We start from the raw sequence: 26,123 nt of genomic DNA on the forward strand, positions 1-26,123 counted from the left end.
ATTGAATTGCTCAACTACCAACACTCGTCCGTGTTTCGGTGGTTCGTTGGCATATACCCAGGATAGACCCGCGTGTGTGCCGTACGCCGTACAGGCGAGTTGCCGGGACCCGCGCGGCGGCAGTGGGGTGGCGGGCCCGGCAGACGCAGCGGGGGGTGTGTTGACGAAACATACGGCGGAGTGCATACTTATACCCATCAGCGTATGGATCGTAAGGAGAATCCCGTGACCGAGCGCGTCGTACTCGCCTACTCGGGCGGACTGGACACCTCTGTCGCCATCGGCTGGATCGCCGAGGAGACTGGCGCCGAGGTCATCGCCGTCGCCGTGGACGTCGGCCAGGGCGGCGAGGACCTGGGCGTCATCCGTAAGCGCGCGCTCGCCTGCGGTGCCGTCGAGGCCGAGGTCGCGGACGCCAAGGACGAGTTCGCCGACGAGTACTGCCTCCCGGCGATCAAGGCCAATGCGCTGTACATGGACCGTTACCCGCTGGTGTCGGCGCTGTCCCGGCCGACGATCGTCAAGCACCTCGTCGCCGCCGCCAAGAAGCACGGTGCCTCCACCGTCGCGCACGGCTGCACCGGCAAGGGCAACGACCAGGTCCGGTTCGAGGCCGGGATCTCCTCCCTCGCCCCCGACCTGAAGTGCATCGCCCCGGTCCGTGACTATGCGATGACGCGGGACAAGGCCATCGCCTTCTGCGAGGCGAAGAACCTGCCGATCGCGACCACCAAGAAGTCCCCGTACTCGATCGACCAGAACGTCTTCGGGCGGGCCGTGGAGACCGGCTTCCTGGAGGACATTTGGAACGCGCCGATCGAGGACATCTACGAGTACACCTCGAACCCGGCGGTCGCGCGTGAGCCCGACGAGGTCGTGATCTCCTTCCGCGAGGGCGTGCCGGTGGCCATCGACGGCAAGCCCGTCACCGTGCTCCAGGCCATCCAGCAGCTGAACGAGCGGGCGGGCGCCCAGGGCATCGGCCGGATCGACATGGTCGAGGACCGGCTGGTCGGCATCAAGTCCCGCGAGGTCTACGAGGCCCCCGGCGCCATCGCGCTGATCACCGCCCACCAGGAGCTGGAGAGCGTCACGGTCGAGCGTGAGCTGGCCCGTTACAAGCGGCAGGTCGAGCAGCGCTGGGGCGAGCTGGTCTACGACGGCCTGTGGTTCTCCCCGCTCAAGCGGGCCCTGGACGGCTTCATCAACGAGGCCAACCAGCACGTCACCGGCGACATCCGGATGACGCTGCACGGCGGCCGCGCCGTCGTCACCGGCCGGAAGTCCGACGCCTCGCTGTACGACTTCAACCTCGCCACGTACGACACCGGCGACACGTTCGACCAGTCGCTGTCGAAGGGCTTCATCGAGATCTTCGGCATGTCATCGAAGATCGCGGCCAAGCGCGACCTGGCCTGACGGTTACCGCGCCGCGCTTGCCTACCCCGCGCGATGGCGCGGGGTAGGCAAGCGCGGCGGCCACCGGCCCGCACCCGGCGACGAATCCGCACCCACTCCAGGAGCACCCGAACGTGAGCAGCAACGAGAACAAGGACGTCCGGCTCTGGGGCGGCCGCTTCGCCGACGGCCCCGCCGAGGCCCTGGCCAAGCTGTCGGCCTCCGTCCACTTCGACTGGCGCCTGGCGCCGTACGACATCGCCGGGTCCCGCGCGCACGCCCGCGTGCTGCACACCGCGGGGCTGCTCACCGCCGACGAACTGGACCGCATGCTCGCCGGGCTCGACGCCCTCGAAGCCGATGTGGCCTCCGGCGCCTTCGTGGGCACCATCGCCGACGAGGACGTGCACACCGCGCTGGAGCGCGGCCTGCTGGAGCGGCTCGGTCCCGACCTGGGCGGCAAGCTGCGCGCCGGCCGCTCCCGCAACGACCAGGTGGCGACGCTCTTCCGGATGTACCTGCGGGATCACGCGCGGATCATCGGCGCGCTGCTCACGGATCTGCAGGAGGCGCTGGTCGGCCTGGCCGAGGCCCACCCGGACGTCGCCATGCCGGGCCGTACGCATCTCCAGCACGCCCAGCCGGTTCTCTTCGCGCACCATGTCCTGGCCCACGTCCAGGCCCTGTCGCGGAACGCGGAGCGGCTGCGGCAGTGGGACGCCCGCACCGCCGTCTCGCCGTACGGTTCGGGGGCCCTGGCCGGTTCCTCGCTGGGCCTGGACCCGGAGGCGGTCGCCCGTGACCTCGGCTTCGAGCACGGTTCGTCGGCGAACTCCATCGACGGCACGGCCTCCCGGGACTTCGTCGCCGAGTTCGCCTTCGTCACGGCGATGATCGGCGTCGACCTCTCCCGGATCGCGGAGGAGGTCATCATCTGGAACACGAAGGAGTTCTCCTTCGTGACGCTCCACGACGCCTTCTCCACCGGCTCCTCGATCATGCCGCAGAAGAAGAACCCCGACATCGCCGAACTCGCACGCGGCAAGTCCGGCCGCCTCATCGGCAACCTCACCGGCCTCCTGGCGACGCTCAAGGCGCTGCCGCTGGCGTACAACCGGGACCTCCAGGAGGACAAGGAGCCGGTCTTCGACTCCTGCGACCAACTGGAGGTGCTGCTCCCGGCGTTCACCGGCATGATGGCGACGCTGACCGTCAACCGCGACCGGATGGAGGAGCTGGCCCCGGCGGGCTTCTCGCTGGCCACCGACATCGCCGAGTGGCTGGTCAAGCAGGGCGTGCCGTTCCGGGTCGCCCACGAGGTGGCGGGGGAGTGCGTCAAGGAGTGCGAGGCGCACGGGATCGAGCTCGACCAGCTGACGGACGAGCAGTTCGCGAAGATCTCCCCGCACCTGACCCCCGAGGTCCGTACGGTCCTGAACGTGCCCGGCGCGCTGGCCGCCCGCAGCGGGCGCGGCGGCACCGCGCCGTCCGCGGTCGCCGTCCAGCTCGCGGAGGTCAAGACGGACCTGGTCGTGCAGCGGCAGTGGGCGGACGCCAAGCGCTGACCAGGGCGGAGGGGGCCCGCCTGACCGGCCTCACCACGAAGAAGCCAGCCCGGTGCCGCTCCAGCGGCGCCGGGCTGGCTTCGCGTCTCCACCCTCCCGGATGAGACATTGATGTCTCATCCGGGTTATGTTTGTCTCATGTCTGTTGATCGTGCCCACGTGCTCCGGGAAGCCGCCGCGCTGCTCACCCGTAAATCGACCGCGTCCATGGACGAGATCGCCAGAGCCGCCGGCATCAGCCGCGCCACCCTCCACCGGCACTTCGCCGGCCGCGACGCGCTGATCCGCGCCCTGGAGGAGCTGGGCATCGAGCAGTTCGAAGGGGCGCTGGACGCTGCCCGACTGGAGGAGGGCGACGCTGTCGACGCGTTGCGCCGACTGGTCGCGGCCGCGCGCCCGGTCTCCGGGTTCCTCGCCTTCCTCTACACCGAGAACCAGCTCTTCGAGGGCGAGGAGATCAACGCGGGCTGGGCCCGGCTGGACGCGCGCGTGGGCGCCCTCTTCCGGCGCGGTCAGGAGGAGGGCGTGCTGCGCATCGACCTGACCCCGGCCTGGCTGACCGAGGCGTTGTACGGGCTGATCGCGGCGGCCGCCTGGGCGGTCCACGACGGACGGCTCGCCACCAAGGACATGGACTACATGATCGCCGAGCTGCTGCTCGGCGGAGCGCGGAGGAGTGCCGGGCGATGAGCGCCAAGCTGACCGAACGGGAAGCCGCCCCCCAGCTGCGGCCCGGACGGTGGCTCGCCCTCGCCGTCCTGGTGCTCGCCGTCCTGCTGGTCGCCGTGGACGCGACCGTGCTGGGCCTGGCCACCCCGTACCTGAGCGAGGATCTGCGCCCCTCCAGCACCCAGCTGCTGTGGATAGGCGACGTCTACTCCTTCGTCATCGCCGGACTGCTGGTCTCCATGGGCAGCCTCGGCGACCGCGTCGGCCGCAAGAAGCTGCTGCTCTGGGGCTCGGTCGCGTTCGGTGCCGTCTCCGTGCTCAACGCCTACGCCGACAGCCCCGAGATGATGATCGCCGCCCGGGCCCTGCTGGGCGTGGCCGGTGCGACGCTCATGCCCGCCACCCTCGCCCTGATCCGCAACCTCTTCCACGACCCGCGGGAGCGCAGCCTCGCCGTCGGCATCTGGGGCGCGACCGCCTCGGCCGGTGCCGCGGTCGGCCCGGTCGTCGGCGGGTTCCTGCTGGAGCACTTCTGGTGGGGGTCGGTGTTCCTCATCAACCTGCCGGTGATGGCGGTCCTCGTCCTCGTCGGCGTCCGGCTGCTGCCCGAGTCGCGCGACCCCGCGCCCGGCCCCTGGGACCTGCTCAGTGTGGCGCTGTCCCTGGTCGGCGTGGTCGCCGTGGTCTACGGCGTGAAGGAGGCGGCGGCCTACGGGATGCGCTGGGACGTCGCGGCGGCGGGTGCGGTCGGCGCGGGCGCCCTGCTGTGGTTCGTACGGCGGCAGCTCACCCTCCCCGTACCGCTGCTGGACATGCGGCTGTTCCGGCACCGCGGCTTCTCCGGGGCGATCCTGGCGGACCTGCTCACGATCCTCGGGCTCTCCGGCCTGATCTTCTTCCTCTCCCAGTTCCTGCAACTGGTGCAGGGCCGCGAGCCACTGGAGGCGGGGCTCGCCGAACTGCCCGCCGCCATCGGAGCGGTGACGGCCGGGCTGGTGGCGGGGACGGCGGCCCGCCGGTTCTCGGTGCGGGCCGTGGTCGCCGGCGGACTGGCGGCGGTCGGCCTCGCCCTCGCCGCGCTGGCCTGGCTGGAGACCGGCACCGGCTATCCGGTGCTCGGTTCGGTCCTGCTGGTCGTCGGCGTCGGCGCGGGCTTCTCCTTCACCGTCACCGCGGACGTCATCCTCTCCAGTGTGCCCAAGGAGCAGGCCGGTGCCGCCTCCGCGGTGTCGGAGACCGCGTACGAACTGGGCGCGGCGCTCGGCATCGCCGTGCTCGGCTCCATCGTCACCGGGGTCTACCGCGACTTCACCGTCCCCGCCGGCGCGGCGGGCGTGACCGGCGACGCGCACGACTCCCTCGGCGGTGCCGTGGAGTCGTCGGCCGGGCTGCCCGCCCCCGTCGCCGCGGACCTGCTGGACTCGGCCCGCGAGGCGTTCGTCGAGGGGCTGCGGAGCGCGGCCGTGGTGGGCGCGTCCGTGCTCCTGGTGGCGGCGGTGGCGGCCTGGTTCCTGCTGCGCGGGCAGAGGTTGGCGGACAGCGCGCACGAGGAGTGACCCCGCGACAGTAACCTTCGGTAACGGTGCGGTAGTGACGCAGTACTCATTGACGGGCAGTTAACGCGCTAGTGAAATAGCTGATCGCCGGTCGACATTGTCGACCGGCGATCGGCATGTCCCGATGATGGAGGGGTTTCATGCGCCTTCGCGCGATTGTCCGTTCGCTGTTCGCCACCGCCGCGGTGGCCGCACTGTCGCTGACCGGGTTAGCCGCCCCGGCAGCCGCCTCGGGAGCGGACCTTCCGCCGCCCGGAGCCAACAACTGGGCCTGCAAGCCCGATTCCGCCCACCCGGAACCGGTCGTGCTGGTCAACGGCACGCTCAAGCACATGTGGGAGAACTGGCTCACGCTCTCGCCCAAGCTCAACAGAGCCGGCTACTGCGTCTTCGCCTTCAACTACGGCACGTTGGGCACCGCCCCGATCGCCGACTCCGCGGCCGAACTGCGCGACTTCGTCGCCGCCGTGCGCTCCGCGACCGGCGCGAGCAAGGTCGACATCGTCGGACACAGCCAGGGCGGCATGATGCCGCGCTACTACGTGAAGTTCCTGGGCGGGGCCGACAAGGTCGACGACCTCGTGGGCATCGTGCCGTCCAACCATGGCACGGCCAACCCGCTCGCCCTGGCGGCCGGCTGGACGTTCTGCCCGGCATGCCTGGACCAGCGCCCCGACTCCGACCTGCTGCGACGGCTCAACTCCGGCAGCGAGACGCCGCCGGGCCCCGACTACACCGTCATCACCACGCGCTACGACGAGGTGGTGATCCCGTACACCAGCGCCTACCTCAGCGGTCCGGCCGAGCGCGTCACCAACGTCAAGCTCCAGGACCGCTGCCCGCTCGACCCCTTCATGCACGACCAGTCCCCCAAGGACCCGGTCGTCGCCCAGTGGGTGCTGAACGCCCTGGGCCGCCAGGGCCCGGCCGACCCCGACTTCCAGCCCCACTGCCTCAGCCTCTGAAGCCGCCGGCCGCTGAAACGCCCAAGGGTCTTCGGAGCGAACCTCCGAAGACCCTTGGGGTCGGTCAGCCGGCGGGCGTCAGGCGGCCTTCTGCGCCCTGGCCTTGGTGGCGTAGATGTCCACGTACTCCTGGCCCGAGAGCCGCATCACGTCGGTCATCACCTCGTCGGTGACCGCCCGCAGCACATAGCGGTCGCGGTCCATGCCCTCGTACCGCGAGAAGTCCAGCGGCGCGCCGAAGCGGACCGTCACCGGCGCGATGCGCGGCATGCCCTTGCCGTCGGGCTGCACCCGGTCGGTGCCGATCATCGCGAACGGCACCACCGGCGCACCGGTCATCAGTGCCAGCCGGGCGATCCCGGTGCGGCCCCGGTACAGCCGGCCGTCGGGGGAGCGGGTGCCCTCCGGGTAGATCCCGAAGGCATGACCCTCCTCCAGCACCCGGCGGCCGGTCATCAGCGCCGCGACGCCGCCGTGGCCGCCGTCCCGGTCCACCGGGATCATGCCGGCGGCAGTGAAGAACCAGGCCATCAGTCGGCCCTTGAGGCCCTTGCCCTTGACGTACTCGTCCTTGCCGATGAAGAACACCGGCCGCTTCACCACCAGCGTCAGGAACATCGAGTCGATGAACGTGACGTGGTTCCCGGCGACGATCACCGGACCGCTGCCGGGGATGTGCTCCGCCCCCTCGACGCGCGGGCGGAACAGTACGCGCAACAGCATTCCGAGCGTCGCCTTGAGGAAGATGCGGGACAACGGGTCCTCCGGTGGTGGTGGTCGGTCGGCGCTGCGGCGTACGGCCATCCGGCGCAGCCGTCCACCGCACCTTGCGCAGCTGAGGACGATACTCGCGGGTCACACCCGTTCGCACACCGGGTTCACACAGCCGATACGCACTGTTGACTGAGGTTTTCCGCGCGTTTGGCCCGCCGCCTCGCGCCGGCAAGCCGATCGCGCCTACGATCACCAGGTCTTTTGGCAGGTGCCGGACAGCACGACAAGGAGTGTTCATGGAGCAGGAGCAGCAGCTGGGGCGGCGCGCCCTCCTGGGGGCCACGGCCCTCGGTACGGGAGCGATGGTGCTGGGCGCGGCGGGCACCGCCGCGGCCGGCGGGAACGGCGGCCCGGCCTCGTACAAGGAGCTGCCGGTGCCCACCGTCGTCGGGCACCGCGGCGCCTGCGGCTATCGGCCCGAGCACACCCTCGGTTCCTACCAGCTCGCCCTCGACCTGGGCGCGGACGTCATCGAGCAGGACCTGGTCCCCACCAAGGACGGGCACCTGGTCTGCCGGCACGAGAACGACATCACCGCCACCACCGATGTCGCCGACCGCCCGGAGTTCGCCGGCCGCAAGACCACCAAGACGGTCGACGGGCAGGCGCACACCGGCTGGTTCACCGAGGACTTCACGCTCGCCGAGCTCAAGACGCTGCGCGCCAAGGAGCGCATCCCCGACGTCCGCCAGCGCAACACCCTCTACGACGGCGTGTGGCAGGTGCCCACGTTCGAAGAGGTCCTCAAGTGGGCCGAACGCGAGGGCCGCGCCCGTGGGCGCCGGATATGGCTGTACGTCGAGACCAAGCACCCCACCTACTTCCGCAAGCTGGGCCTGGGCCTGGAGGAGCGGCTGGCCAAGCTGCTGCGCCGGTACGGCCGGGACACGGCGGGTTCCCCGACCTTCCTGCAGTCCTTCGAGCCCAGCAGTATCCAGCGGCTCGGCAAGCTGGGCCTGCGGTGCCCGAAGGTCGTGCTGCTCGACGAGCCGACCGTCAAGCCCTGGGACTTTGTGGAGTCCGGTGACCCGCGCACCACGGCCGACCTGCTCAAGCCCGAGGGCCTCAAGTGGATCGCCGGCTTCGCCCAGGGCATCGGCCCCTGGCTGCCGCAGGTCATCGCGCAGGACGACAAGGGCAAGCTCGGCGAGCCCACCACCCTCGTCCGCGACGCGCACGCCGCGGGGCTGCTCGTCCACCCGTACACGATGCGCAACGAGAACAGCTTCCTGCCGCTGGACTTCCGGGTCGGCGACGACCCCGCCGCGTACGGCAATGCCCTCGGCGCCGTGAAGGCGTACTTCGCCACCGGCATCGACGGCATCTTCTCCGACAACCCGGACACGGCACTGCTGGCGCGGCAGGCGTTCCGGCGGTCCTGACGCCGCGTCGGGGCCGTCCACCCGGCGGCGCCGACATCCCCCGGTCGGGTGAGCTGTGGCCGCGTCGGCAACCATGCGCCGACGCGGCCACGTCCCGCCCGGCATGGACCTTGTGGAGGAACTGAGTCCGCTGCTCGCCGCCGAGGCCGCGGCCGAGGCGCACGGCGCCGGCATCGACCCCGCCGACCTGGAGCAGGGCGTGTGGCTGCGGCTGCTGGAGCTCACCCGCGCCGCGGGCCCGCCGCCGCACCCCGCCGCCTGGCTGCGGACCGCGGTACGGGAGGAGGCGCGCGGCGCCCGCCACCGCGCCCACCGGGAGGTGCCCTATGACCCTGTCGGCGGCGGGCCGTCCGGCGGCCCCGAATCCTGCGCCGAGGGCCGGGTGCTGGCCGCCGAGACCGGGCGCGCGCTCCGCGAGGCGGTGCGCCGGCTGCCCGGCCGCTGCCCTCGGGTGCTGGGCGCGCTGCTGTCCCGATCCGATCCGACGTACCGGGAGATCGCGGGCGAGTTGGGAATCTCACAGGGCAGCCTGGGGCCGGTTCGTTCCCGATGTCTGGGTTGCCTGCGCAGAATGCTCACGGCGGAGGTTGCGGCTCCTGACCTACGGGGAAGAGCGTGAGTGACAATCGGCCCGCCACTCGGAGACGGCGTGCACCCACGGCGGCTCCACCAGGCCACACACCCCGGTCGCCTACCCTCACCCTCGTCGCGGCCGGGTGACTTCGGACATGGGGAGGCATGCGCACCATGGGCATGAGCGTGACCATCTCTGCGGCGACCGGGCACGACGCCGAGCAGATCCTCAAACTCCAGTACCTGTGCTACCAGCGGGAAGCGGAGCTCTACAACGACTACTCCATCGAGCCGCTGACCCAGTCCCTCGACGACCTCCGTGCCGAACTGGGCGAGGGCTGCGTGCTCGTCGCCCGGCTCGGCGCGGAGGTCGTCGGCTCGGTCCGCGGTGTCGTCGACGAGGACGGCACCGCCGCCATCGCCAAGCTGATCGTCCACCCCCGGATGCAGCGGCACGGCCTCGGCGGCCGGCTGCTGGCGGCGATCGAGGAGCGGCTCGCCGAAGAGGGGGCGGCCAAGCGGTACCGGCTGTTCACCGGGCACCGCAGCGAGGGCAACCTGCGTCTGTACCGCCGATGCGGCTACGCCCAGGTCGGAACGGAGGAGGTCAACCGCCGCCTGAGCCTGGTGCTGCTGGAGAAGGCGGTCACGGCGTCGGCGTTCGCCACCAGCGCCTGATCTCCCCAAGCTCCGCGAGGCCCGCCGGGACTACGCTTCCCGGCGGGCCTTTCGCAGCCAGACCAGGCCGGTGACCGGCAGGAAGATCGGGATGAACAGATATCCCATGCCGTAGTCCGACCACACCGTCTCGTCGGGGAAGGCGGACGGCGCCGCCAGCGTCCAGGTGCCCACGGTCAGCACCCCCAGCAGCTCGGCGGCGCAGCAGACCAGCGCCGCCTTGCGGGCGCCCTCGCCGCCGCGTACGAGCGAGAGGGTGATGAAGGCGTACACCGCGGCGGAGACCGCCGACAGCACGTACGCCAGCGGGGCCTCCTCGTACTGGGCGATCAGCTGGTAGATCGAGCGGGACGCCGCCGCGACGGTGAACACCCCGTACAGCATCACCAGCAGCCGGCCCGGCCCCTGGCCCAGGCCCGCGCCCGCCGCGGACGCGGACGGCCGGGACGACGCGGACCGCGAGGACGAGGGCGCGGACTGCTCGGAAGCGGACTCAGGCACCGGTGCCTCCCCAGATGTCGAACAGCCGGACTTCGAGGACGGCCATGACCACCGCGCCGGCGGCCACCGTCGCCGAGCCCCAGCGGGTCCGCTCCGCCAGCGACATGAACCCGCCGATCGGCACCGCGAGGGCCGAGCCGATCAGATACGCCAGGAAGATCGCCGTGCCCTGGTCGGGCTTCTCGCCGCGCGCCAGCTGGACGACCCCGATCACCAGCTGGACGAGCCCGAGCACGGAGACCACGGCCATGCCGATGAAGTGCCAGTCCTTGGTGGGCTGGTCGCGGTAGGCGGCGAACCCGCACCAGGCGGCCAGGGCGAGGGCGGTCACACCGATCGCGACCGTCAGAGGGTCAAGCATGGGACGACTCTAATCGGCGCGAATCCCCGCGTTGCGCCCGACCCCGTGTCCGAAGACTGATCAGAGGTGTCCGCTATATGGACTTAGTTGAGTCGTTCATCAGTCCGTCTGCTTTACTGATCCGCATGACCGCGACGAGCAACCGCACCTGTGCGACCGAGGCGATGGAAGCGCCCGGTGCTCGTTGTATGTGTCGAATGTGTGACTGCTGAGGGCCCCTGCCTGCACCTCGCGCCCCGAAGCGAGATAGCCGCGCCCCGCGTCACCGGAACCCGCAGCCGCGCCCACGCGCCCGCCGGGTCCTCCTCATGCCGCGTTCCGCAATGAATGCCCCGTGCCCGGCGGCACCACCGCCGCGCACTCGACAGTGACGGAATCCCTGTGATCACCACTACGGGCCTGACAAAGGTCTACCGCTCACGAGGCCGCGAGGTCACCGCCCTCGACGGTGTCGACCTGCACGTCCGCGAAGGAGAGGTGTACGGCGTCGTCGGCCAGAGCGGCGCCGGCAAGTCCACCCTCATCCGCTGCGTGAACCTCCTGGAGCGGCCCAGCTCCGGCACGGTCACCGTGGCGGGCCAGGACCTCACCGAACTGGCCGGCCGCGGCCCGCGCGCGGGCAAGGCGCTGCGCCGGGCGCGCACCCGCATCGGCATGGTCTTCCAGCACTTCAACCTGCTCTCCTCGCGGACGGTGCAGGACAACATCGAACTGCCGCTGGAGATCCTGGGCGTCTCCGGCAAGGAGCGCACCCGCAAGGCCCTGGAGCTGCTGGACCTCGTCGGCCTCGCCGACAAGGCGAAGGCGTACCCCGCCCAGCTGTCCGGCGGGCAGAAGCAGCGCGTGGGCATCGCCCGCGCCCTGGCCGGCGACCCGAAGGTGCTCCTGTCCGACGAGGCGACCAGCGCCCTCGACCCCGACACCACCCGCTCCATCCTCCAGCTGCTGCGCGACCTCAACCAGCAGCTCGGGCTCACCGTGCTGCTCATCACGCACGAGATGGACGTGGTCAAGACGATCTGCGACTCGGCCGCGCTGATGCGCGGCGGACGGATCGTGGAATCGGGCACCGTCGCCGAACTGCTGGCCACCCCCGGCTCGGAGCTGGCGCACGCGCTGTTCCCGGTCGGCGGGGAGGCATCGGCCCCGGGCCGCACGGTCGTGGACGTCACCTTCCAGGGCGAGGCCGCGACCCGGCCGGTCATCTCCGAACTGGCCCGTACGTACAACGTCGACGTCTCCATCCTCGGCGCCGCCATGGACACCGTCGCGGGCCGCCAGGTCGGCCGGATGCGGATCGAACTGCCCGGCCGCTTCGAGGAGAACGTCGTCCCGATCGGATACCTGCGCGAGCAGGGCCTGCAGGTGGACGTGGTCGACGCGGCGGCCGCCGCCGAGGCCCCGGCCGCGCCCGCGCTGCTGAAGGAAGGTGCCAAGTGACCTGGTCGGAGATGCAGCCCCTGCTGGAGCAGGCGTCCGACGAGACCCTCTACATGGTCGGCTGGTCGGCGCTGATCGCCATCCTCGGCGGCCTGCCGCTCGGTGTCCTGCTGGTCCTGACGGACCGTGGCGGCCTGCTGCAGAACGCCCTGGTGAACAAAGTCCTCGGCCAGGTGGTGAACATCGCGCGCTCGATGCCGTTCATCATTCTGATGGTCGCCCTGATGTCCTTCACCCGATGGGTGGTCGGCACCACGATCGGCCAGGACGCCGCGATCGTCCCGCTGGCCATCGGCGCCATCCCGTTCTTCGCGCGGCTGGTGGAGACCTCCGTACGCGAGGTGGACCACGGGCTCGTCGAGGCCGTCCAGGCGATGGGCGGCAGCACCTTCACCGTCGTACGCAAGGTCCTGCTCCCCGAGGCGCTGCCCTCGCTGATCGCCGGCGCCACCACCACCGTCGTCTCGCTCATCGGCTACTCGGCCATGGCGGGCACGGTCGGCGCGGGCGGCCTCGGCGACCTCGCCGTCCGCTACGGCTACCAGCGCTTCGAGTCGGACCTGATGTGGGTCATCGTGGCCATCCTCGCCGTCGTCATCTCCCTCATCCAGCTCGCGGGCGACCTTGCCGCACGGCTGCTGTCCCACCGGGGTCGCGCCTCCACCGGCTCCTGACCCCGCACGCGGCGGACTCCCGCCGCACCCCCTCAGTAAGAGAGAAAGGCACTTTTCGTGCGTAATTCCATCAAGATCACCACTGCTGTCCTCGCCGCCGGAGCCCTCAGCCTCGGGCTCACCGCCTGCGGAGGAGACAAGAACGACGACGCGTTCGTCGTCGCCGCGAGCCCGGTCCCGCACGCGGAGATCCTCACCTTCGTCAAGGACAACCTCGCCAAGGACGCCGGCCTCGACCTCGAGGTCAAGGAGTTCACCGACTACATCACGCCGAACACGGCGACGCAGGACGGCTCGGTCGACGCCAACTACTTCCAGACCCAGCCCTACCTCGACAACTTCAACAAGAAGAACCACACCGACATCGTGTCCGTGGTCTCCGTCCACCTGGAGCCCCTCGGGCTGTACTCCCGCTCGCTCAAGTCGTTGGACGACCTGAAGCAGGGCGCGACCGTCGCCGTCTCCAACGAGGCCGTGAACGAATCGCGTGCGCTCAAGCTGCTCGAGACGCACGGCATCATCACCCTCAAGAGCGACGCGGGCACCGAGGCCACCCCCAAGGACATCGAGAAGAACCCCAAGGGCCTGGAGTTCAAGGAGCTGGACCCCGCCCAGCTGCCGCGCTCCCTGGACGACGTCGACGCGGCCGTGATCAACGGCAACTACGCCATCGAGGCGGGCTACAAGCCCGCGAAGGACGCCCTGGTGCTGGAGTCCGCCAAGGACAACCCGAACAGCAACCTCCTGGCCGTGAAGAAGGGCCACGAGAACGACAAGGACGTCAAGACGCTGGCCAAGCTGCTCACCTCTCCCGAGGTGAAGAAGTTCATCAAGGACAAGTACGACGGCTCCGTCATCGCCTCCTTCTGATCCGGCGGCTGACCCGTACCACCGAGGGCTCCCGTCCGTCCCGCCCGGCCGGACCGGAGCCCTCGGCCGCCGCAATCCGTGCTGCACGTCAGGGGCCGATGCTGCATGCTGGGCTCTCCCGATGGCCCTGGCCCTGGTGTAACGGAGCGACACATGACATCCACCTTCCCGGATATCTCCATCAACACGGACCGGCTGGTGCTGCGCCCGTTCGACGCGTCGGACGTCCCCGAACTGACGGACATGATGAACGACGAGCTGGTCACCGCCTGGACCTCCGTCCCGCACCCGTACACCGCCGCCGACGCCCGCGAGTGGGTGACCCGCACCGCCCCCGCCGAACGGCTCTCCGGCCGCGGCATCGCCTTCGCCGTCACCGAGTTCCTCACCCAGCGACTGGTGGGCATCGCCCATCTGACGAACACCGACTGGCGCTGCCTCTCCAGCGAGATCGCCTACGTCACCGCCCCGTGGGCGCGCGGCGAGGGCTACGCCTCCGAGTCCGTCCTGGCCGTCGCCGGCTGGCTCTTCCGCGACCAGAAGTTCGAGCGCCTGGAGCTGCGGACGGCCGCCGACAACACCGCGTCCCAGCAGGTCGCCCAGAAGGTCGGCTGCGTCAGCGAGGGCGTCCTGCGCAACGCCTGGATAGCCCGTACCCAGACGGAGGACGGCGGCTGGACCGACATCCGCACCGACCTCATCGTCTGGAGCCTGCTCCCCGAGGACCTCGAAGGCGGCGCGGGGGAGCCCCTCAGCGGAGCCGGCTACGCCACGTTCGCCGACTGGAGCTGACATACCCGGTCCTTCGGCCCCTATCGGCCGGGGTACGCTCAACCACGCCGCCACCCACCTGCGAGAACGACCGGGAGACTCACGACGATGGCCGACCGCGTCACGGTGATCGGTTGGGACGGTTCCCCGCTGACCGACGCGGCTCGCTCCGCCGTCGCCGCCGCCACCCTCGTGGCCGGCGCCGCACACCACCTGGCCCTGCCCGACGTACCGCCCGGAGCGGAACTGATCAGGCTCGGCAGCGTCGACCTCGCCGCCCGCCGGATCGCCCAGCACCGCGGCTCCGCCGTCGTCCTCGCCGACGGCGACCCCGGCTTCTTCGGCGTCGTACGGACCCTGCGGGCCCCCGAGCACGGCCTGGAGGTCGAGGTCGTGCCCGCCGTCTCCTCCGTGGCCGCCGCCTTCGCCCGCGCGGGCATGCCCTGGGACGACGCCCAGGTCGTCGTGGCCCACAGCCGCGACCTGCGGCGCGCGGTCAACGTCTGCCGCGCCCACACCAAGGTCGCCGTGCTCACCTCGCCCGGCGCGGGGCCCGCCGAACTCGCGCTGCTGCTCCAGGGCGTCCACCGGACCTTCGTCATCTGCGAGGCGCTGGGCACCCAGCGCGAGCAGGTGACCGTTCTCACCTCCGACAAGGTCGCCGACCACGGCTGGCGCGACCCGAACGTGGTCATCGTCATCGGCGGCTCCGCCACCCGCCCCGCGCCGCCGCAGGTCAGGGGCCAGCTCCGGCCCGAGACCCAGGGCGGCTGGATCGCGGGGCGCGAACCGGACTACCCCGCGGGTGTCCGGGGCTGGGCGCTGCCCGCCTCCGCGTACGCCACGGTGCCGGCCGAGCACGAGTCCCCGCAGCTGCGCGCCGCCCAACTGGCCCGCCTCGGGCCGCGCGTGGGCGACCTGGTGTGGGACATCGGCGCGGGCAGCGGCGCGGCCGCCGTCGAGACGGCGGGCTTCGGCGCGGCCGTCATCGCCGTGGACCGCGACGCCGAGTCCTGCGCGCGCATCACCGCCCTGGCCCGCCGCTTCGGGGTGCAGCTCCAGGTCGTCCAGGGCGTCGCCCCGCAGGTGCTGGAAGACCTGCCGGAGCCGGACGTGGTCCGGGTCGGCGGCGGTGGGGCGGCCGTCGTTGCCGCGTGCGCCGCCCGCCGCCCGGAGCGGATCGTCGCCCACGCCGCCACGCGCGACGAGGCCGAGGCGATCGGCGACGTGCTCGGCGAGAGCGGCTACGGCGTGGAGTGCGTCCTGCTGCAGTCGGTCGAGATGGACACCCGCGTCTGGGCCGAGCGGGAGCGCGCTGTCGCCTTTCTGCTCTGCGGTCACCGGCCCCACCCATGACCGCCGCTGAGCGGGGCGCGGGGTAGGCTGGCAGATCGTTGTACCGCCTGTACCACCGCCCGGCGTTCGGTGATTTATATGCCAATGGCCGGAATGCGCCCCCCGCTTGGTGGGCCGCGGTACGGCAGGGCCGGGGACGTGCAACGTGCCGCGCACCGCGCACGCTCGTTCTTGCTGTGGGCGGGTTGGAATGAGCACGAGCTGAGCACTGGCTGAGCACTAGCGATGGGCGAGGGAACGCATGACCGACACCGGCCAGGTCCCGGGCGAGGGGCTGCCGGAGAACGCAGGCGGACAACCCGGACTTCCGCCGCACTCCGCGGACGTTCACACCCCTGCCGACGCCGCACACCTCCAGCACCCGGGCGCGCCCGCACCGACGGCGTACGCCTACCCCGACCCGCAGGTCGCGCATCAGCACGACGGCGCGGTCGGCGCTGACGAGGACGACCAGCTGCTGATGCCGGGCGCGCAGGGCGCGTGGGTGGAGCACCAGGCGCAGTACCAGGTGCCGCAGCAGGCGTCGCCGTCCAACCGCCGCCCGCTGCACATGGGCCCGCCGGTGCCGGACGCGCCCACCGGCGGCGTTGTCCGCTCGCTCGCCGACCGCGGCCCGGCCACCGTGCCCCCGGCCCCGGCCGCCGCTCCGGCGGTCGCCCCGCAGAGCGCGCCGCTGCCGCAGCAGGCCGCGCCCATGCCCGCCGGGGGACCGGAGTACCTGGACACGCAGGCCGCGGAACCGGCCGCGCCGGACGCGCAGATGAACGCCCAGACGGATGCACAGATGAACGTGCAGATGAACGCGCAGACGGCGGAGCCGCTGCCGGGTCCGCAGCTCGGTGAGCTGCCGCCGATGGCCGCCGAGCCGTGGCCGGGCGACCCGCAGCAGGGGCTCGCCGCGCCGGAGGACACGGCCGGTCAGACGGCACAGCACGCCGCCGAACCGGTGTACGTGGACTCGCTCCCGCCACCCGCGGAGGCGCCCGGCGCCGAGGTGCCGGTGACCGGTGTGCCGGTGGCCGAGGCGCCCGGTGCGGGCGCACCCGCGGGCGAGGTTTCCGCGGGCCAGGCGCAGGTGCCCGCGGCGTCGGGCGGCGACGCGGCCGCGCCGGAGGCCGCCGTGAACGAGAACGAGGCGCCGGTCGCCGCCGTGAGCGAGGCGCCGGTGGCCGAGGCCGTGCCGACGCCTGAGCCCGCGGTGTCCGAGGTGGCGGCGGATCAGACGGCGGCCGCGGCGCAGCCGGTGGCCGACGTGCCCGTCGCCGGGCCGGACGCCGAGCTCGCGGCCGGGGTTCCGGCCGCCGCACCAGCCGCCGCACCCGACGCTGTCGCACAGCATCCGGCGGACGGCAGCGTCCCGCCCGAGCAGACGGGTGCGGTGGTGGCTGAACAGCCCGCGGTCGCCGAGCAGCCTGGTGTCGTCTCCGAGCAGCCTGGTGTCGTCTCCGAGCAGACGGGTGCGGTGGCCGAGCAGCCCGGCCTCGTAGCCGAGCAACACGCCGTCGCGGCCGAGCAACAGGGTGCCGCAACCGAGCAGGCTGCGGTCGCAGCGCCGTCCGGTGGCGCATCCGAGCAGACCGCTGGCGTCGAGCAGCCCGGGGTCGCACCCGAGCAGACGGCGATCGCCGCGCAGCCGGGTGCCGTACCCGCGCCACCCGGCCCGTCCGTCGCATCGGGGGCACCGGTGGAGGGCGCGCAGTGGGCCGCGGCTGGCGAGGCGCAGCCCGAGCCGCTGCCGCAGGCGGTGCCGGTGGCCCAGGCCGTGCCGGGGCAACCGACGCCCGGTGGCGCGCAGGAAGCTCAGCAGTCCGCGCCGACCGCGCAGTCCGCGGCCCCCGCGCCGGGCGGCGAGCCGCAGGGCGCGGTCCCGTTCGTACCGGCGCAGGCGGCCGGTGAGCCTGCCCCCGCCTCTGCCTCTGCTCCCGCCCCCGTACCGGAGCAGCCCGTGCCCGTACCGGCGCAGACGGCCGAAGCCGACATGGCGGAGGCCGAAGCCTCCGCCGCCCAGCCCGGGGCCGCTCCGAGCGACACCGAGCCGGAATCCGCAGCCGAGGAAGGGCAGGAAGCCGTGGCGGTCCCGCCGACCGAGCAGGCTCCGACGGCAGCAGCGGCCGAGCCGGTCGAGACCGCCGGGGCCGCGCCGGTGCCGGAGCCCGCGACCGTCACCGGTGACGCGCCCGCGCCTCAGGCCGAGGCTGCTCCCGCGACCGGGGCCGCCGCTTCGGCCGGGCCCGCCCCGCAGCCCGAGCAGGCCGCAGCGTCAATAAACAACGAAGCCCCGGCTCCCGCGCCCGAGGAGAACGTGGCCGAGGGGGCAGAGACGGTCCGGGCCGCCGACGCGCCCGCGGCTCAGGCGCCCGAGGCCCCGGCGGCTGACGCTCCCGCGGTGGAGGGGACCACTGAGGCCGACGCGGCTGCCGCAGCCCAGCTCGCGCCCGAGACTTCGGCGCCCGACGCCCCGTCCGCCGAGGCCGAGGCCGGGGCCGATGCCGCGCCCGCGGAGGCCGCGTCCGCCGCCGACGCGCCCGCTGCTGCCGACGCCTCCACCGAGATCCCGACCGACGTCCCGAGCGAGGTTCCGGCCGAGGCGATCACCGGTCCCGCGGCGGAGGCCGCCGCCGACGGCACCGAACCCGCTGCCCAGACCCCCGCTGCCCAGCCCGCGGAAGAGCCCGTTGCAGCGGCCGGAGCCCCGGGCGAGGCGACGGAAGCCGGTGCCGCCGAAGCCGAAGCCCAGGCCGAAGCCGGGGCCGCCGACCCGGCTGCCGCCGCCGTGCCGGAGGAGCCGCCCGCCCCCGTCGCCCCGGCCGCCGAGGGGTACGGCGAGGCCGAGCGCGCCGCCGTACACCGGGTGATGCGGGAGCGCCGCGACATCCGCAACGGCTTCCGCACCGACCCCATCCCGCACGAGGTGCTGCTGCGCGTCCTGGAGGCCGCGCACACCGCGCCCAGCGTCGGCCACTCCCAGCCGTGGGACTTCGTCGTCATCCGGTCCGAGGAGACCCGCCGCACGATGCACGAGCTGGCCACCCGCCAGCGCGAGGCGTACGCCAAGTCCCTGCCCAAGGCTCGGGCGAAGCAGTTCAAGGAACTGAAGATCGAGGCGATCCTCGACACCCCGGTCAACATCGTGGTGACCGCCGACCCCACGCGCGGCGGCCGCCACACCCTCGGCCGGCACACCCAGCCGCAGATGGCGCCGTACTCCTCGGCGCTGGCCGTCGAGAACCTCTGGCTCGCCGCGCGCGCCGAGGGCCTCGGCGTGGGCTGGGTCAGCTTCTTCGACGAGCGCGAGATGGTGCGGGCGCTGGGGCTCCCGGAGCACCTGGAGGTCGTGGCGTACCTGTGCGTCGGGTACGTGGACGAGTTCCCGGACGAGCCGGAGCTGATGCAGGCGGGCTGGTCCAAGCGCCGCCCGCTGTCGTGGGTCGTCCACGAGGAGACGTACGGGCGGCGCGCGCTGCCCGGCGAGGAGCCGCACGACCTGCTCCAGGAGACCCTCCGCGGCATCCGCCCGCTGGACGCCAAGGCGCTCGGCGAGGCGTGGGAGCGGCAGAAGCGCATGACCAAGCCGTCCGGTGCGCTCGGCATGCTGGAGATCATCTCCGCGCAGCTCAGCGGACTGTCCCGGAAGTGCCCGCCGCCGATCCCGGAGCCCGCCGCGGTGGCGATCTTCGCGGGTGACCACGGGGTGCACGCCCAGGGCGTCACCGCCTGGCCGCAGGAGGTCACCAGCCAGATGGTGGCCAACTTCCTGGGCGGCGGGGCCGTGTGCAACGCCTTCGCCAACCAGGTCGGCGCCGAGGTGTGCGTGGTGGACGTCGGCGTCGCGGGCGACCTGCCCAGTACGCCGGGGCTGCTGCCCCGCAAGGTCCGCGCGGGCACCGACGACTTCACCGCCGGCCCCGCCATGAGCCGCGAGGACGCCCTGCGCGCCATCGAGGTGGGCATCGAGACCGCCCGCGACCTGGTGGCCGCCGGGAACAAGGCGCTGCTCACGGGCGAGATGGGCATCGCCAACACCACTGTGTCGGCCGCGCTGATCTCGGTGTACACGGGCGCCGACCCGGCGGAGATCACCGGGCGCGGCACGGGCATCAACGACGAGATGCACGCGCGGAAGGTCGATGTCGTACGGCGCGCGCTGGAGCTGCACCAGCCGGACCCGACGGACCCGATCGGCGTCCTGGCGGCGATCGGCGGACTGGAGCACGCGGCGCTCGTCGGCCTGCTGCTCGGCGGCGCGTCCCTGCGTACGCCGGTGATCCTGGACGGGGTCAGCGCGGGTGCCGCCGCCCTCGTGGCGCGCGCCATCGCGCCGGAGGCGCTGGCGGCGTGCATCGCCGGGCACCGCAGCGCGGAGCCCGGGCACCGGGCGGCCCTGACCAAGCTCGGGCTGCGGCCGCTGGTCGACCTGGACCTGCGCCTCGGCGAGGGCACGGGCGCGCTGCTCGCGCTGCCGGTGGTGCAGAGCGCCGCGCGGGCGATGCACGAGGTGGCGACGTTCGACTCGGCGGGGGTCACCGAGAAGGGCTGACCCCGCAGAAGTCTGTCCTGTTCCCCCGCCCCCCGGCGCCGCCGAGTGATCCGTACCGCAGGTGCGGGCATGCGACGGCGCCGGCCGCAGGTCGTAGGGTATGCGCCAAGAGGACCGGGGGGAGGGGCTCGGCGGAGCCGCCCCCATACTTGATCAGCCGCTTCAGTGCCGCAGCGGTCAGCGCAACCGTACGAGGAGAGCCGCACCGCCATGCCCGAGAACTTCGCTTACCCCGTCGGACTGCGCCTTTCCGGGCGGCGCGTGGTCGTGCTCGGGGCGGGGCAGGTCGCCCAGCGCCGGCTGCCGGCGCTGATCGCGGCGGGCGCGGACATCCTGCTGGTGTCGCCGTCGGCGACGGCGTCCGTCGAGGCGATGGCCGACGCGGGCGAACTCCGCTGGGAGCGCCGCACGTACCGGGACGGCGACTTCGAGGGCGCCTGGTACGCGCTGATCACCACCGACGACCCGCAGGCCAACGCGGCCGCGTCCGCCGAGGCGGAGCGGCGGCGGGTGTGGTGTGTGCGCAGCGACGACGCCGAGGCCGCGTCGGCGTGGACGCCGGCGACCGGACGCAGCGAGGGCGTGACCGTCGCCGTGCTGACCGGCCAGGATCCGCTCCGCTCGGCGGCCGTGCGGGACGCGGTGGTGGAGGGGCTGCGGGACGGCTCGCTCGCCGCGCCGCACCGCCGGAGCCGCACGCCGGGCGTCGCACTCGTGGGCGGCGGGCCCGGCGACCCGGATCTGATCACCGTACGGGGCCGGAGGCTGCTCGCCGAGGCCGATGTCGTCATCGCGGACCGGCTCGGGCCGCGCGACCTGCTGGACGAGCTGCCGCCGCACGTCGAGGTGATCGACGCCGCGAAGATCCCCTACGGCCGGTTCATGGCGCAGGAGGCCATCAACAACGCGCTGATCGAGCACGCGCGGGCGGGCAAGGCGGTCGTGCGGCTCAAGGGCGGGGACCCGTTCGTCTTCGGCCGGGGGATGGAGGAGGCCGAGGCGCTGGCGGAGGCCGGGATCCCGTGCACGGTGGTGCCGGGCATCTCCAGCTCCATCAGCGTGCCGGGTGCCGCCGGGATCCCGGTCACGCACCGGGGCGTCGCGCACGAGTTCACCGTGGTCAGCGGCCATGTCGCGCCGGACGACCCGAGTTCGCTCGTCGACTGGGCGGCGCTGGCCAAGCTGCGCGGCACGCTGGTGCTGCTGATGGCCGTGGAGAAGATCGGCAGGATCGCCGCGGCGCTCATGTCCCACGGCCGGGACGGGGACACGCCCGTCGCCGTCGTACAGGAGGGGACGACCGCGTCGCAGCGGCGGGTCGACGCGACGCTCGCCACGGTGGGGGAGACGGTCGCCGCGGAGGGCGTACGCCCGCCCGCCGTCATCGTGATCGGCGACGTCGTCGCCCTCGGCTCACGTAACCGTCGGTAACGCCCGGCGTTGGCACCACAACCAGGACAAGGCAGTATCACCCTGTGGCTGAACTCATCACCATCGACGACCCCGCCGACCCGCGCCTGAGCGACTACCTCGGCCTGACCGACGTGGAGCTGCGCCGCAAGCGCGAGCCCGCCGAAGGGCTGTTCATCGCCGAGGGCGAGAAGGTGATCCGGCGCGCCCGGCAGGCCGGGTACGAGATGCGCTCGATGCTGCTGTCGGCCAAGTGGGTCGACGTCATGCGCGACGTCATCGACGAGGTACCGGCGCCGGTGTACGCGGTCAGCCCCGAACTGGCCGAGCGGGTGACGGGCTATCACGTCCACCGCGGCGCACTCGCCTCCATGCAGCGCACGCCGCTGCCGGACGCCGGGACACTGCTGGCCTCGGCGCGCCGCGTCGTCATCATGGAGTCGGTCAACGACCACACCAACATAGGCGCCATCTTCCGCAGCGCCGCCGCGCTGGGCATGGACGCGGTGCTGCTCTCGCCGGACTGCGCCGACCCGCTGTACCGGCGGTCGGTGAAGGTCTCCATGGGGGCCGTGTTCTCGGTGCCGTACGCCCGGCTGGAGACCTGGCCGCGCGGTCTGGACGCGGTGCGCGACGCCGGGTTCACCCTGCTGGCGCTCACTCCCGACGAGAAGGCCACCGCCATGGACGAGGCCGCCCCGCACCGGCTCGACCGGGTCGCGCTGATGCTGGGCGCGGAAGGGGAGGGGCTGTCCCGGCAGGCGCTGATGGCGGCCGACGAGTGGGTCCGGATCCCGATGGCCCACGGCGTCGACTCCCTGAACGTGGGCGCCGCCGCGGCCGTCGCGTTCTACGCGGTCACCGCCGGCCGACCACGGGACTGATCCGCGCACCGCTCATCGCGCACCGCTCACCGCGGTGGTGACGTCCCTCAGAGCCGCCGGGAGTCCGGGGATGTCTCAGAGCCCGCCGGAGTCTGGGTATGCCTCAGAGTTCGCCGGGAGTCCGGGGAGCCGTCGGCGCGGGGTGCCGGTCGAGCAGCCCGTCCACCGGACCCTGGCAGCCCTGCGCCGCTCCGATGCCGAGTGCCGCCAGCAGCGTCACCACGATGAAGACGATCAGCCGCTGACGCAGCAGCCGGCGGTTCGGGCCGACCGGACGGCGGCCGCCGGACCCGGTACGCGGCGCCGGCCGCCGGCCCGGACGCCGCACCGGGGTGCGCCCGGCCGTCCGCCCGCCCGGGCGGCTGCCCGGTGCCGTACGCGATCCCGAGCGCGGCGCGGGCGAGCGCGACCCGGACCCGGAGGCCGTCCGGGAGGCGCCCCCGGGGCGCGGCGTCGCCCCGTCCTCGGGACGGCGCTCCGTGCGCTGCCGCGCGTACTCGTCGGCACGCCGCCCGGTCGGCCGCTCCGGGTGCTGCCGCGGCCCCGGCGCGCGCGTGTCCCGCACCCCGTGCGCCTCGCGGGCCGCGATCTCCTTCAGCCGCAGCGACAGCTGGAGCGTGCTGGGCCGCTCCTCCGGGTCCTTGGCCAGGCAGGCGTGGATCAGCGGGGCGAGCGCGTCGGGCACCGCCATCAGCTGCGGCTCCTCGTGCACCACGCGGTAGAGCATCACCTCGGAACTGCCGTGCCCGAACGGGGTGTCGGAGGTGGCGGCGTACGCGAGCGTGGCGCCCAGCGCGAAGACGTCCGTGGCCGGGGTCACCGCCGCACCGCGCACCTGCTCGGGCGCGAGGAAACCGGGGGAGCCGACGGCCGTGCCGACGTGCGTCAGCGTGCTGGCGCCGGTCGCCCAGGCGATGCCGAAGTCGATGATCCGCGGCCCCTTGGGGGACAGCAGGATGTTCGACGGCTTCAGATCGCGGTGCACGACGCCCGCGTCATGGACCGCCAACAGCCCCTCGGCCAGCGCCGAACCGATCGACGCGACCTGAGCGGCGGGCAGCGGGCCCGCCTCGTTGATCTTGTCGTGCAGGGACGGGCCCGGGACGTACTGGGTGGCGAACCACGGCCGCTCCGCCTCCAGATCGGCGGCCACCAGCCGGGCCGTACAGCCGCCGCGGATCCGGCGCGCCGCCGACACCTCCCGCGCGAACCGCGACCGGAACTCCTGGTCCTCGGCCAGATCCGGACGGATCACCTTCAGCGCCACGCGCTGGCCGCGCCGGTCGGAGCCGAGGTACACCACGCCCATGCCGCCCGCGCCGAGCCGCCGGTGGAGGCGGAAAGAGCCGACGACACGCGGGTCCTCGCGGCGGAGCCGCATCATCGCCATGTCCGTCCCCTACCTCCGGTGGGGAGGCCCCACTCTCCGCTGCCGTTCCGTCTGACGAGCCACAGCTTACGGATTGACGGCCCGCCGTGCTGCGAGGCCGCGCATGCGTCGGGCGATGGATTGTCAGAGGTCGCCGGGAGCGGCGAGTTGCGGGCCGCAGCCGGGCGAGCCCGGCTCCGCACCGCGCCGCGTGATCTCAAAGCGCCTCCGCAGAAGGGGGGTTGATCGGGTGGAGGGTGATCGGGCGGGGTCGGCCCGCGCCGCCGGGGAGACGACCCGGGCGTGTCAGGTGGCGGCGGACGGGCCGGGCCGCCGGACGGAGACGGCGGTGCGGTGGGGCGCGGCGGAAGTGAGCGAAGTCACCCGGACCGGGGGCGGTGTGCGTACAACCCGCGCACGGCCGAACGGGTCTGGCATCGGCCGGGCGACCGGGTGCCCAGGGCTGACAAGGGGCAGGTGGGCGGACCCCTCCGGGACAACCCCGACCGTGAGTCGGCATCTCCACCCAGGGGAGTACGCGCACCGGGTGGACGTCATCCTCATGGAGGCCCGGTAATCAGTACGAAGGCATGACGCCGGGGTCGGCCCGCGCGCCTAATGTTGAGGTCAAGCGGCGGGCGCAGCACTCGTCCCCCGAGGTCAGACGCCCGCCGCTGCACATGGATTCCTCGCTGTCCTGTTCGGCGGCTGGGAAGCGGTCGTCACACAAGCGTCGTCCGTGGCGGGAATGCTGGGGCGCTCAGGCGCCCCGGGTCCGGGAGAGCGGCCCGGACCGGGGACTTCCGGCCATCAACCCCGTGGGGACGGGGGTGCGGCGGACGGCACGAATGGCCGGGTAGTTGGGGAACTGCCCGGCCATCGAGCCGTTTTGGCGCGAGTGGTTCGCGCAACCTGCCCACCAGGAACCCGCCTCCGGGACCGGATGCCCCGCCCTCACCCCCCCCGACACCGCCCCGCCGAGAACCGCGACCTCCGCACGTGCCGCGCCGCCCGTGCCCCTTGCCCGCCCTGCCCCGGTGCGCGACGCCGCGTGCGGGGCTCCGCCCGGACCCGAGGTCCAGAGGGCGAAGCCCCTGGTTGCCGGCGGGGACCGGGGGCAGGCGGGCGCGGACGGGGCGCCGGTGTCGCATCGCCACTGGGTAGCATCCCCTTGGCACCAGCACGTACGACGCGGGGCGGGAACTGTGAGCTCAGGACCGGGCGGTCTCGCCGCACCCCATGTACGGCACCTCGCCGAGGCCGCCCGCCGGGCGGCTGCCCAGGCACCCGACGTGCCCAACGGTCCGGACACCCCGCACACGGCGTGGCACGGCAGCGGCCCCGCCGGTGAGGCGACCGTGCTCGCGGACCGCCCCGACGGGACGGTCGTCCGCTGCGGCCCCGTCGTCGCCAAGGCGCACGCGCCCGCCGCCGGGCCGGGCGAGCCGGCCGCCCTGGCCGCGAGGCTGCGCTTCGCCGCTGGTCCAAGGGCGGCGGGGATCCTGTTGCCCCCGCTGATGCCCGAGCCGGGCGTCCTGCCGGGCGGTCGCCTCATGACCCTGTGGCCGTACGGCGTACCGGTCTGCCCGGACCGGCCCGAGGCGGTGCCGTGGGAGGAGGCCGGAGCGCTCCTCGCGCGGCTGCACACCCTCCCGTGCGACGACCTGCCGCTGCCACTGCCGCCGATGCGCGGCCCGGCCAAGGCCGCCCTCGCGGTCGCCCGGCTCACCGCGTCCCCCGCCGGAGGCACGGCGGCTGCCGACGCCGTGCTGCGTGCCTGGGCGGGCCTGCCGCCCTGGGCCCGAGCCGAGGCCCCGGCCCCGGCTGCCCGCGCGGAGACCCCCCGCCCGCGGGGCAGTGGCCGGCCCCCGGCCCCGGGCGCCCGCGTCGAGGCCCCGGGCCCCGTCGCCCGCTGCGATGGCCCTGCCCCGGGCAGCCGGGCCGTGTGCCACGGCGATCTGCACCTGGGGCAGCTCGTCCGGCACCCGGCGCCCGATGGTCCGTGGGTGCTCATCGACATCGACGACCTGGGGCTGGGCGACCCGGCCTGGGACCTCGCACGGCCCGCCGCCTGGTACGCCGCCGGGCTGCTCGCGCCCGGGGAGTGGAACCGGTTGCTCACCGCCTACCGCGACGCGGGCGGGCCCGCCGTCGGCTTCGGCGACGACCCCTGGCCCGCGCTGGACGTGCCCGCCCGCGCGCTGACCGTGCAGTCGGCCGCCACCGCTCTCGCCAAGGCCGCCGCCGCCCGCGTCGGGCTGGACGAGGCCGCGGAGGCGATGGTGGACGCCTGTGCCCGCATCGCACGGCTCCCCGAGGCCGTAGGGTGAACTCGACGTGCCCGCCGGGATGTTCCCGGCGGTGCGACTGTCCGATGTGTAAGGAGTTGA

The 26,123-nt window shown here is 73.1% G+C and carries 21 protein-coding genes and 1 pseudogene; 18 read left to right on the forward strand and 4 right to left on the reverse strand.

The features are described from left to right. Positions 1–225 precede the first annotated feature (225 nt). The 5 genes from Q3Y56_RS28945 to Q3Y56_RS28965 all read left to right on the forward strand — a co-directional run bounded on the left by Q3Y56_RS28945 (position 226) and on the right by Q3Y56_RS28965 (position 6,153). Positions 226–1,419: an argininosuccinate synthase gene (locus Q3Y56_RS28945; RefSeq protein WP_304464734.1), complete on the forward strand. Its 1,194-nt coding sequence runs from the start codon at positions 226–228 to the stop codon at positions 1,417–1,419. A gap of 113 nt (positions 1,420–1,532) precedes the next feature. Next, positions 1,533–2,963, forward strand: a complete 1,431-nt coding sequence (argH, locus tag Q3Y56_RS28950; RefSeq protein ID WP_304464735.1) for an argininosuccinate lyase — start codon at positions 1,533–1,535, stop codon at positions 2,961–2,963. Between the two features lie 138 nt (positions 2,964–3,101). Further along, entirely contained in the window at positions 3,102–3,653 is a 552-nt protein-coding gene (locus tag Q3Y56_RS28955; RefSeq protein WP_304464736.1) for a TetR/AcrR family transcriptional regulator, read from the forward strand. Then, complete coding sequence (locus Q3Y56_RS28960) at positions 3,650–5,188, forward strand: MFS transporter (RefSeq protein ID WP_304464737.1); 1,539 nt, start codon at positions 3,650–3,652, stop codon at positions 5,186–5,188. The genes Q3Y56_RS28955 and Q3Y56_RS28960 overlap by 4 nt, the downstream gene beginning before the upstream one ends. 140 nt (positions 5,189–5,328) lie before the next feature. Next, complete coding sequence (locus Q3Y56_RS28965; RefSeq protein WP_304464738.1) at positions 5,329–6,153, forward strand: alpha/beta fold hydrolase; 825 nt, start codon at positions 5,329–5,331, stop codon at positions 6,151–6,153. Positions 6,154–6,231: 78 nt separating this feature from the next. On the opposite strand, the gene Q3Y56_RS28970 is transcribed toward Q3Y56_RS28965, so the two are convergent. Next, positions 6,232–6,909 (reverse strand): 1-acyl-sn-glycerol-3-phosphate acyltransferase, encoded by a 678-nt coding sequence (locus Q3Y56_RS28970; protein WP_304464739.1) that lies wholly within the window; start codon positions 6,907–6,909, stop codon positions 6,232–6,234. Positions 6,910–7,163: 254 nt separating this feature from the next. On the opposite strand from Q3Y56_RS28970, the gene Q3Y56_RS28975 reads away from it, so the two are divergent. From Q3Y56_RS28975 to Q3Y56_RS28985, 3 genes are all read left to right on the forward strand, one after another. Beyond that, a complete protein-coding gene (locus Q3Y56_RS28975) occupies positions 7,164–8,309 on the forward strand; it encodes a glycerophosphodiester phosphodiesterase (RefSeq protein WP_304464740.1) in 1,146 nt (381 codons plus the stop codon). Positions 8,310–8,412: 103 nt separating this feature from the next. Further along, positions 8,413–8,928, forward strand: a complete 516-nt coding sequence (locus Q3Y56_RS28980; protein WP_304464741.1) for an RNA polymerase sigma factor — start codon at positions 8,413–8,415, stop codon at positions 8,926–8,928. Between the two features lie 128 nt (positions 8,929–9,056). After that, positions 9,057–9,560: a GNAT family N-acetyltransferase gene (locus Q3Y56_RS28985; RefSeq protein ID WP_304465846.1), complete on the forward strand. Its 504-nt coding sequence runs from the start codon at positions 9,057–9,059 to the stop codon at positions 9,558–9,560. Between the two features lie 30 nt (positions 9,561–9,590). Here Q3Y56_RS28985 and Q3Y56_RS28990 read toward each other — a convergent pair whose 3' ends face one another. Together Q3Y56_RS28990 and Q3Y56_RS28995 are read right to left on the reverse strand one after the other, a co-directional pair. Next, on the reverse strand, positions 9,591–9,974 hold the full coding sequence (locus Q3Y56_RS28990; protein ID WP_304465847.1) for a hypothetical protein: 384 nt from the start codon (positions 9,972–9,974) through the stop codon (positions 9,591–9,593). Positions 9,975–10,053: 79 nt separating this feature from the next. Continuing rightward, positions 10,054–10,422 (reverse strand): hypothetical protein, encoded by a 369-nt coding sequence (locus Q3Y56_RS28995; protein WP_304464742.1) that lies wholly within the window; start codon positions 10,420–10,422, stop codon positions 10,054–10,056. A 381-nt stretch (positions 10,423–10,803) separates the two neighbouring features. On the opposite strand from Q3Y56_RS28995, the gene Q3Y56_RS29000 reads away from it, so the two are divergent. The 8 genes from Q3Y56_RS29000 to Q3Y56_RS29035 all read left to right on the forward strand — a co-directional run bounded on the left by Q3Y56_RS29000 (position 10,804) and on the right by Q3Y56_RS29035 (position 22,364). Continuing rightward, positions 10,804–11,862: a methionine ABC transporter ATP-binding protein gene (locus Q3Y56_RS29000; RefSeq protein ID WP_304464743.1), complete on the forward strand. Its 1,059-nt coding sequence runs from the start codon at positions 10,804–10,806 to the stop codon at positions 11,860–11,862. Beyond that, the gene (locus tag Q3Y56_RS29005) at positions 11,859–12,536 is read left to right on the forward strand and encodes a methionine ABC transporter permease (protein WP_304464744.1); all 678 of its coding nucleotides are present in this window, start codon (positions 11,859–11,861) and stop codon (positions 12,534–12,536) included. Before Q3Y56_RS29000 ends, Q3Y56_RS29005 begins: the two co-directional genes overlap by 4 nt. 57 nt (positions 12,537–12,593) lie before the next feature. After that, positions 12,594–13,406, forward strand: a complete 813-nt coding sequence (locus tag Q3Y56_RS29010; RefSeq protein WP_304464745.1) for a MetQ/NlpA family ABC transporter substrate-binding protein — start codon at positions 12,594–12,596, stop codon at positions 13,404–13,406. A gap of 153 nt (positions 13,407–13,559) precedes the next feature. Then, positions 13,560–14,198: a GNAT family N-acetyltransferase gene (locus Q3Y56_RS29015; protein WP_304464746.1), complete on the forward strand. Its 639-nt coding sequence runs from the start codon at positions 13,560–13,562 to the stop codon at positions 14,196–14,198. An 87-nt stretch (positions 14,199–14,285) separates the two neighbouring features. Beyond that, on the forward strand, positions 14,286–15,533 hold the full coding sequence (cbiE, locus tag Q3Y56_RS29020) for a precorrin-6y C5,15-methyltransferase (decarboxylating) subunit CbiE (RefSeq protein WP_304464747.1): 1,248 nt from the start codon (positions 14,286–14,288) through the stop codon (positions 15,531–15,533). Between the two features lie 241 nt (positions 15,534–15,774). Beyond that, positions 15,775–20,070, forward strand: coding sequence for a nicotinate-nucleotide--dimethylbenzimidazole phosphoribosyltransferase (gene cobT / locus Q3Y56_RS29025; protein ID WP_304464748.1), 4,296 nt, complete (start codon positions 15,775–15,777; stop codon positions 20,068–20,070). A 210-nt stretch (positions 20,071–20,280) separates the two neighbouring features. Further along, positions 20,281–21,501 (forward strand): uroporphyrinogen-III C-methyltransferase, encoded by a 1,221-nt coding sequence (gene cobA / locus Q3Y56_RS29030; protein WP_304464749.1) that lies wholly within the window; start codon positions 20,281–20,283, stop codon positions 21,499–21,501. A gap of 44 nt (positions 21,502–21,545) precedes the next feature. Continuing rightward, complete coding sequence (locus tag Q3Y56_RS29035) at positions 21,546–22,364, forward strand: RNA methyltransferase (RefSeq protein WP_304464750.1); 819 nt, start codon at positions 21,546–21,548, stop codon at positions 22,362–22,364. Between the two features lie 103 nt (positions 22,365–22,467). Here the strand turns inward: Q3Y56_RS29035 and Q3Y56_RS29040 are convergent, their stop codons facing one another. Beyond that, entirely contained in the window at positions 22,468–23,754 is a 1,287-nt protein-coding gene (locus Q3Y56_RS29040) for a serine/threonine-protein kinase (protein ID WP_304464751.1), read from the reverse strand. 229 nt (positions 23,755–23,983) lie between these two features. On the opposite strand from Q3Y56_RS29040, the pseudogene Q3Y56_RS29045 reads away from it, so the two are divergent. After that, positions 23,984–24,327 (forward strand): annotated as a pseudogene (locus Q3Y56_RS29045) (hypothetical protein). 698 nt (positions 24,328–25,025) lie between these two features. Then, complete coding sequence (locus tag Q3Y56_RS29050; protein WP_304465848.1) at positions 25,026–26,063, forward strand: phosphotransferase; 1,038 nt, start codon at positions 25,026–25,028, stop codon at positions 26,061–26,063. The last annotated feature ends 60 nt before the right edge of the window (positions 26,064–26,123 follow it).

This window comes from Streptomyces sp. XD-27 (assembly GCF_030553055.1).
Taxonomy (GTDB): domain Bacteria; phylum Actinomycetota; class Actinomycetes; order Streptomycetales; family Streptomycetaceae; genus Streptomyces.

Coding starts and splice junctions, on each gene's coding strand:
- Q3Y56_RS28955 (WP_304464736.1), top strand. CDS start 3,102: ATGTCTGTTGATCGTGCCCACGTGCTCCGGGAAGCCGCCGCGCTGCTC.
- Q3Y56_RS28960 (WP_304464737.1), top strand. CDS start 3,650: ATGAGCGCCAAGCTGACCGAACGGGAAGCCGCCCCCCAGCTGCGGCCC.
- Q3Y56_RS28965 (WP_304464738.1), top strand. CDS start 5,329: ATGCGCCTTCGCGCGATTGTCCGTTCGCTGTTCGCCACCGCCGCGGTG.
- Q3Y56_RS28975 (WP_304464740.1), top strand. CDS start 7,164: ATGGAGCAGGAGCAGCAGCTGGGGCGGCGCGCCCTCCTGGGGGCCACG.
- Q3Y56_RS28980 (WP_304464741.1), top strand. CDS start 8,413: ATGGACCTTGTGGAGGAACTGAGTCCGCTGCTCGCCGCCGAGGCCGCG.
- Q3Y56_RS28985 (WP_304465846.1), top strand. CDS start 9,057: ATGGGCATGAGCGTGACCATCTCTGCGGCGACCGGGCACGACGCCGAG.
- Q3Y56_RS28995 (WP_304464742.1), bottom strand. CDS start 10,422: ATGCTTGACCCTCTGACGGTCGCGATCGGTGTGACCGCCCTCGCCCTG.
- Q3Y56_RS29015 (WP_304464746.1), top strand. CDS start 13,560: ATGACATCCACCTTCCCGGATATCTCCATCAACACGGACCGGCTGGTG.
- cbiE (WP_304464747.1), top strand. CDS start 14,286: ATGGCCGACCGCGTCACGGTGATCGGTTGGGACGGTTCCCCGCTGACC.
- cobT (WP_304464748.1), top strand. CDS start 15,775: ATGACCGACACCGGCCAGGTCCCGGGCGAGGGGCTGCCGGAGAACGCA.
- cobA (WP_304464749.1), top strand. CDS start 20,281: ATGCCCGAGAACTTCGCTTACCCCGTCGGACTGCGCCTTTCCGGGCGG.
- Q3Y56_RS29040 (WP_304464751.1), bottom strand. CDS start 23,754: ATGGCGATGATGCGGCTCCGCCGCGAGGACCCGCGTGTCGTCGGCTCT.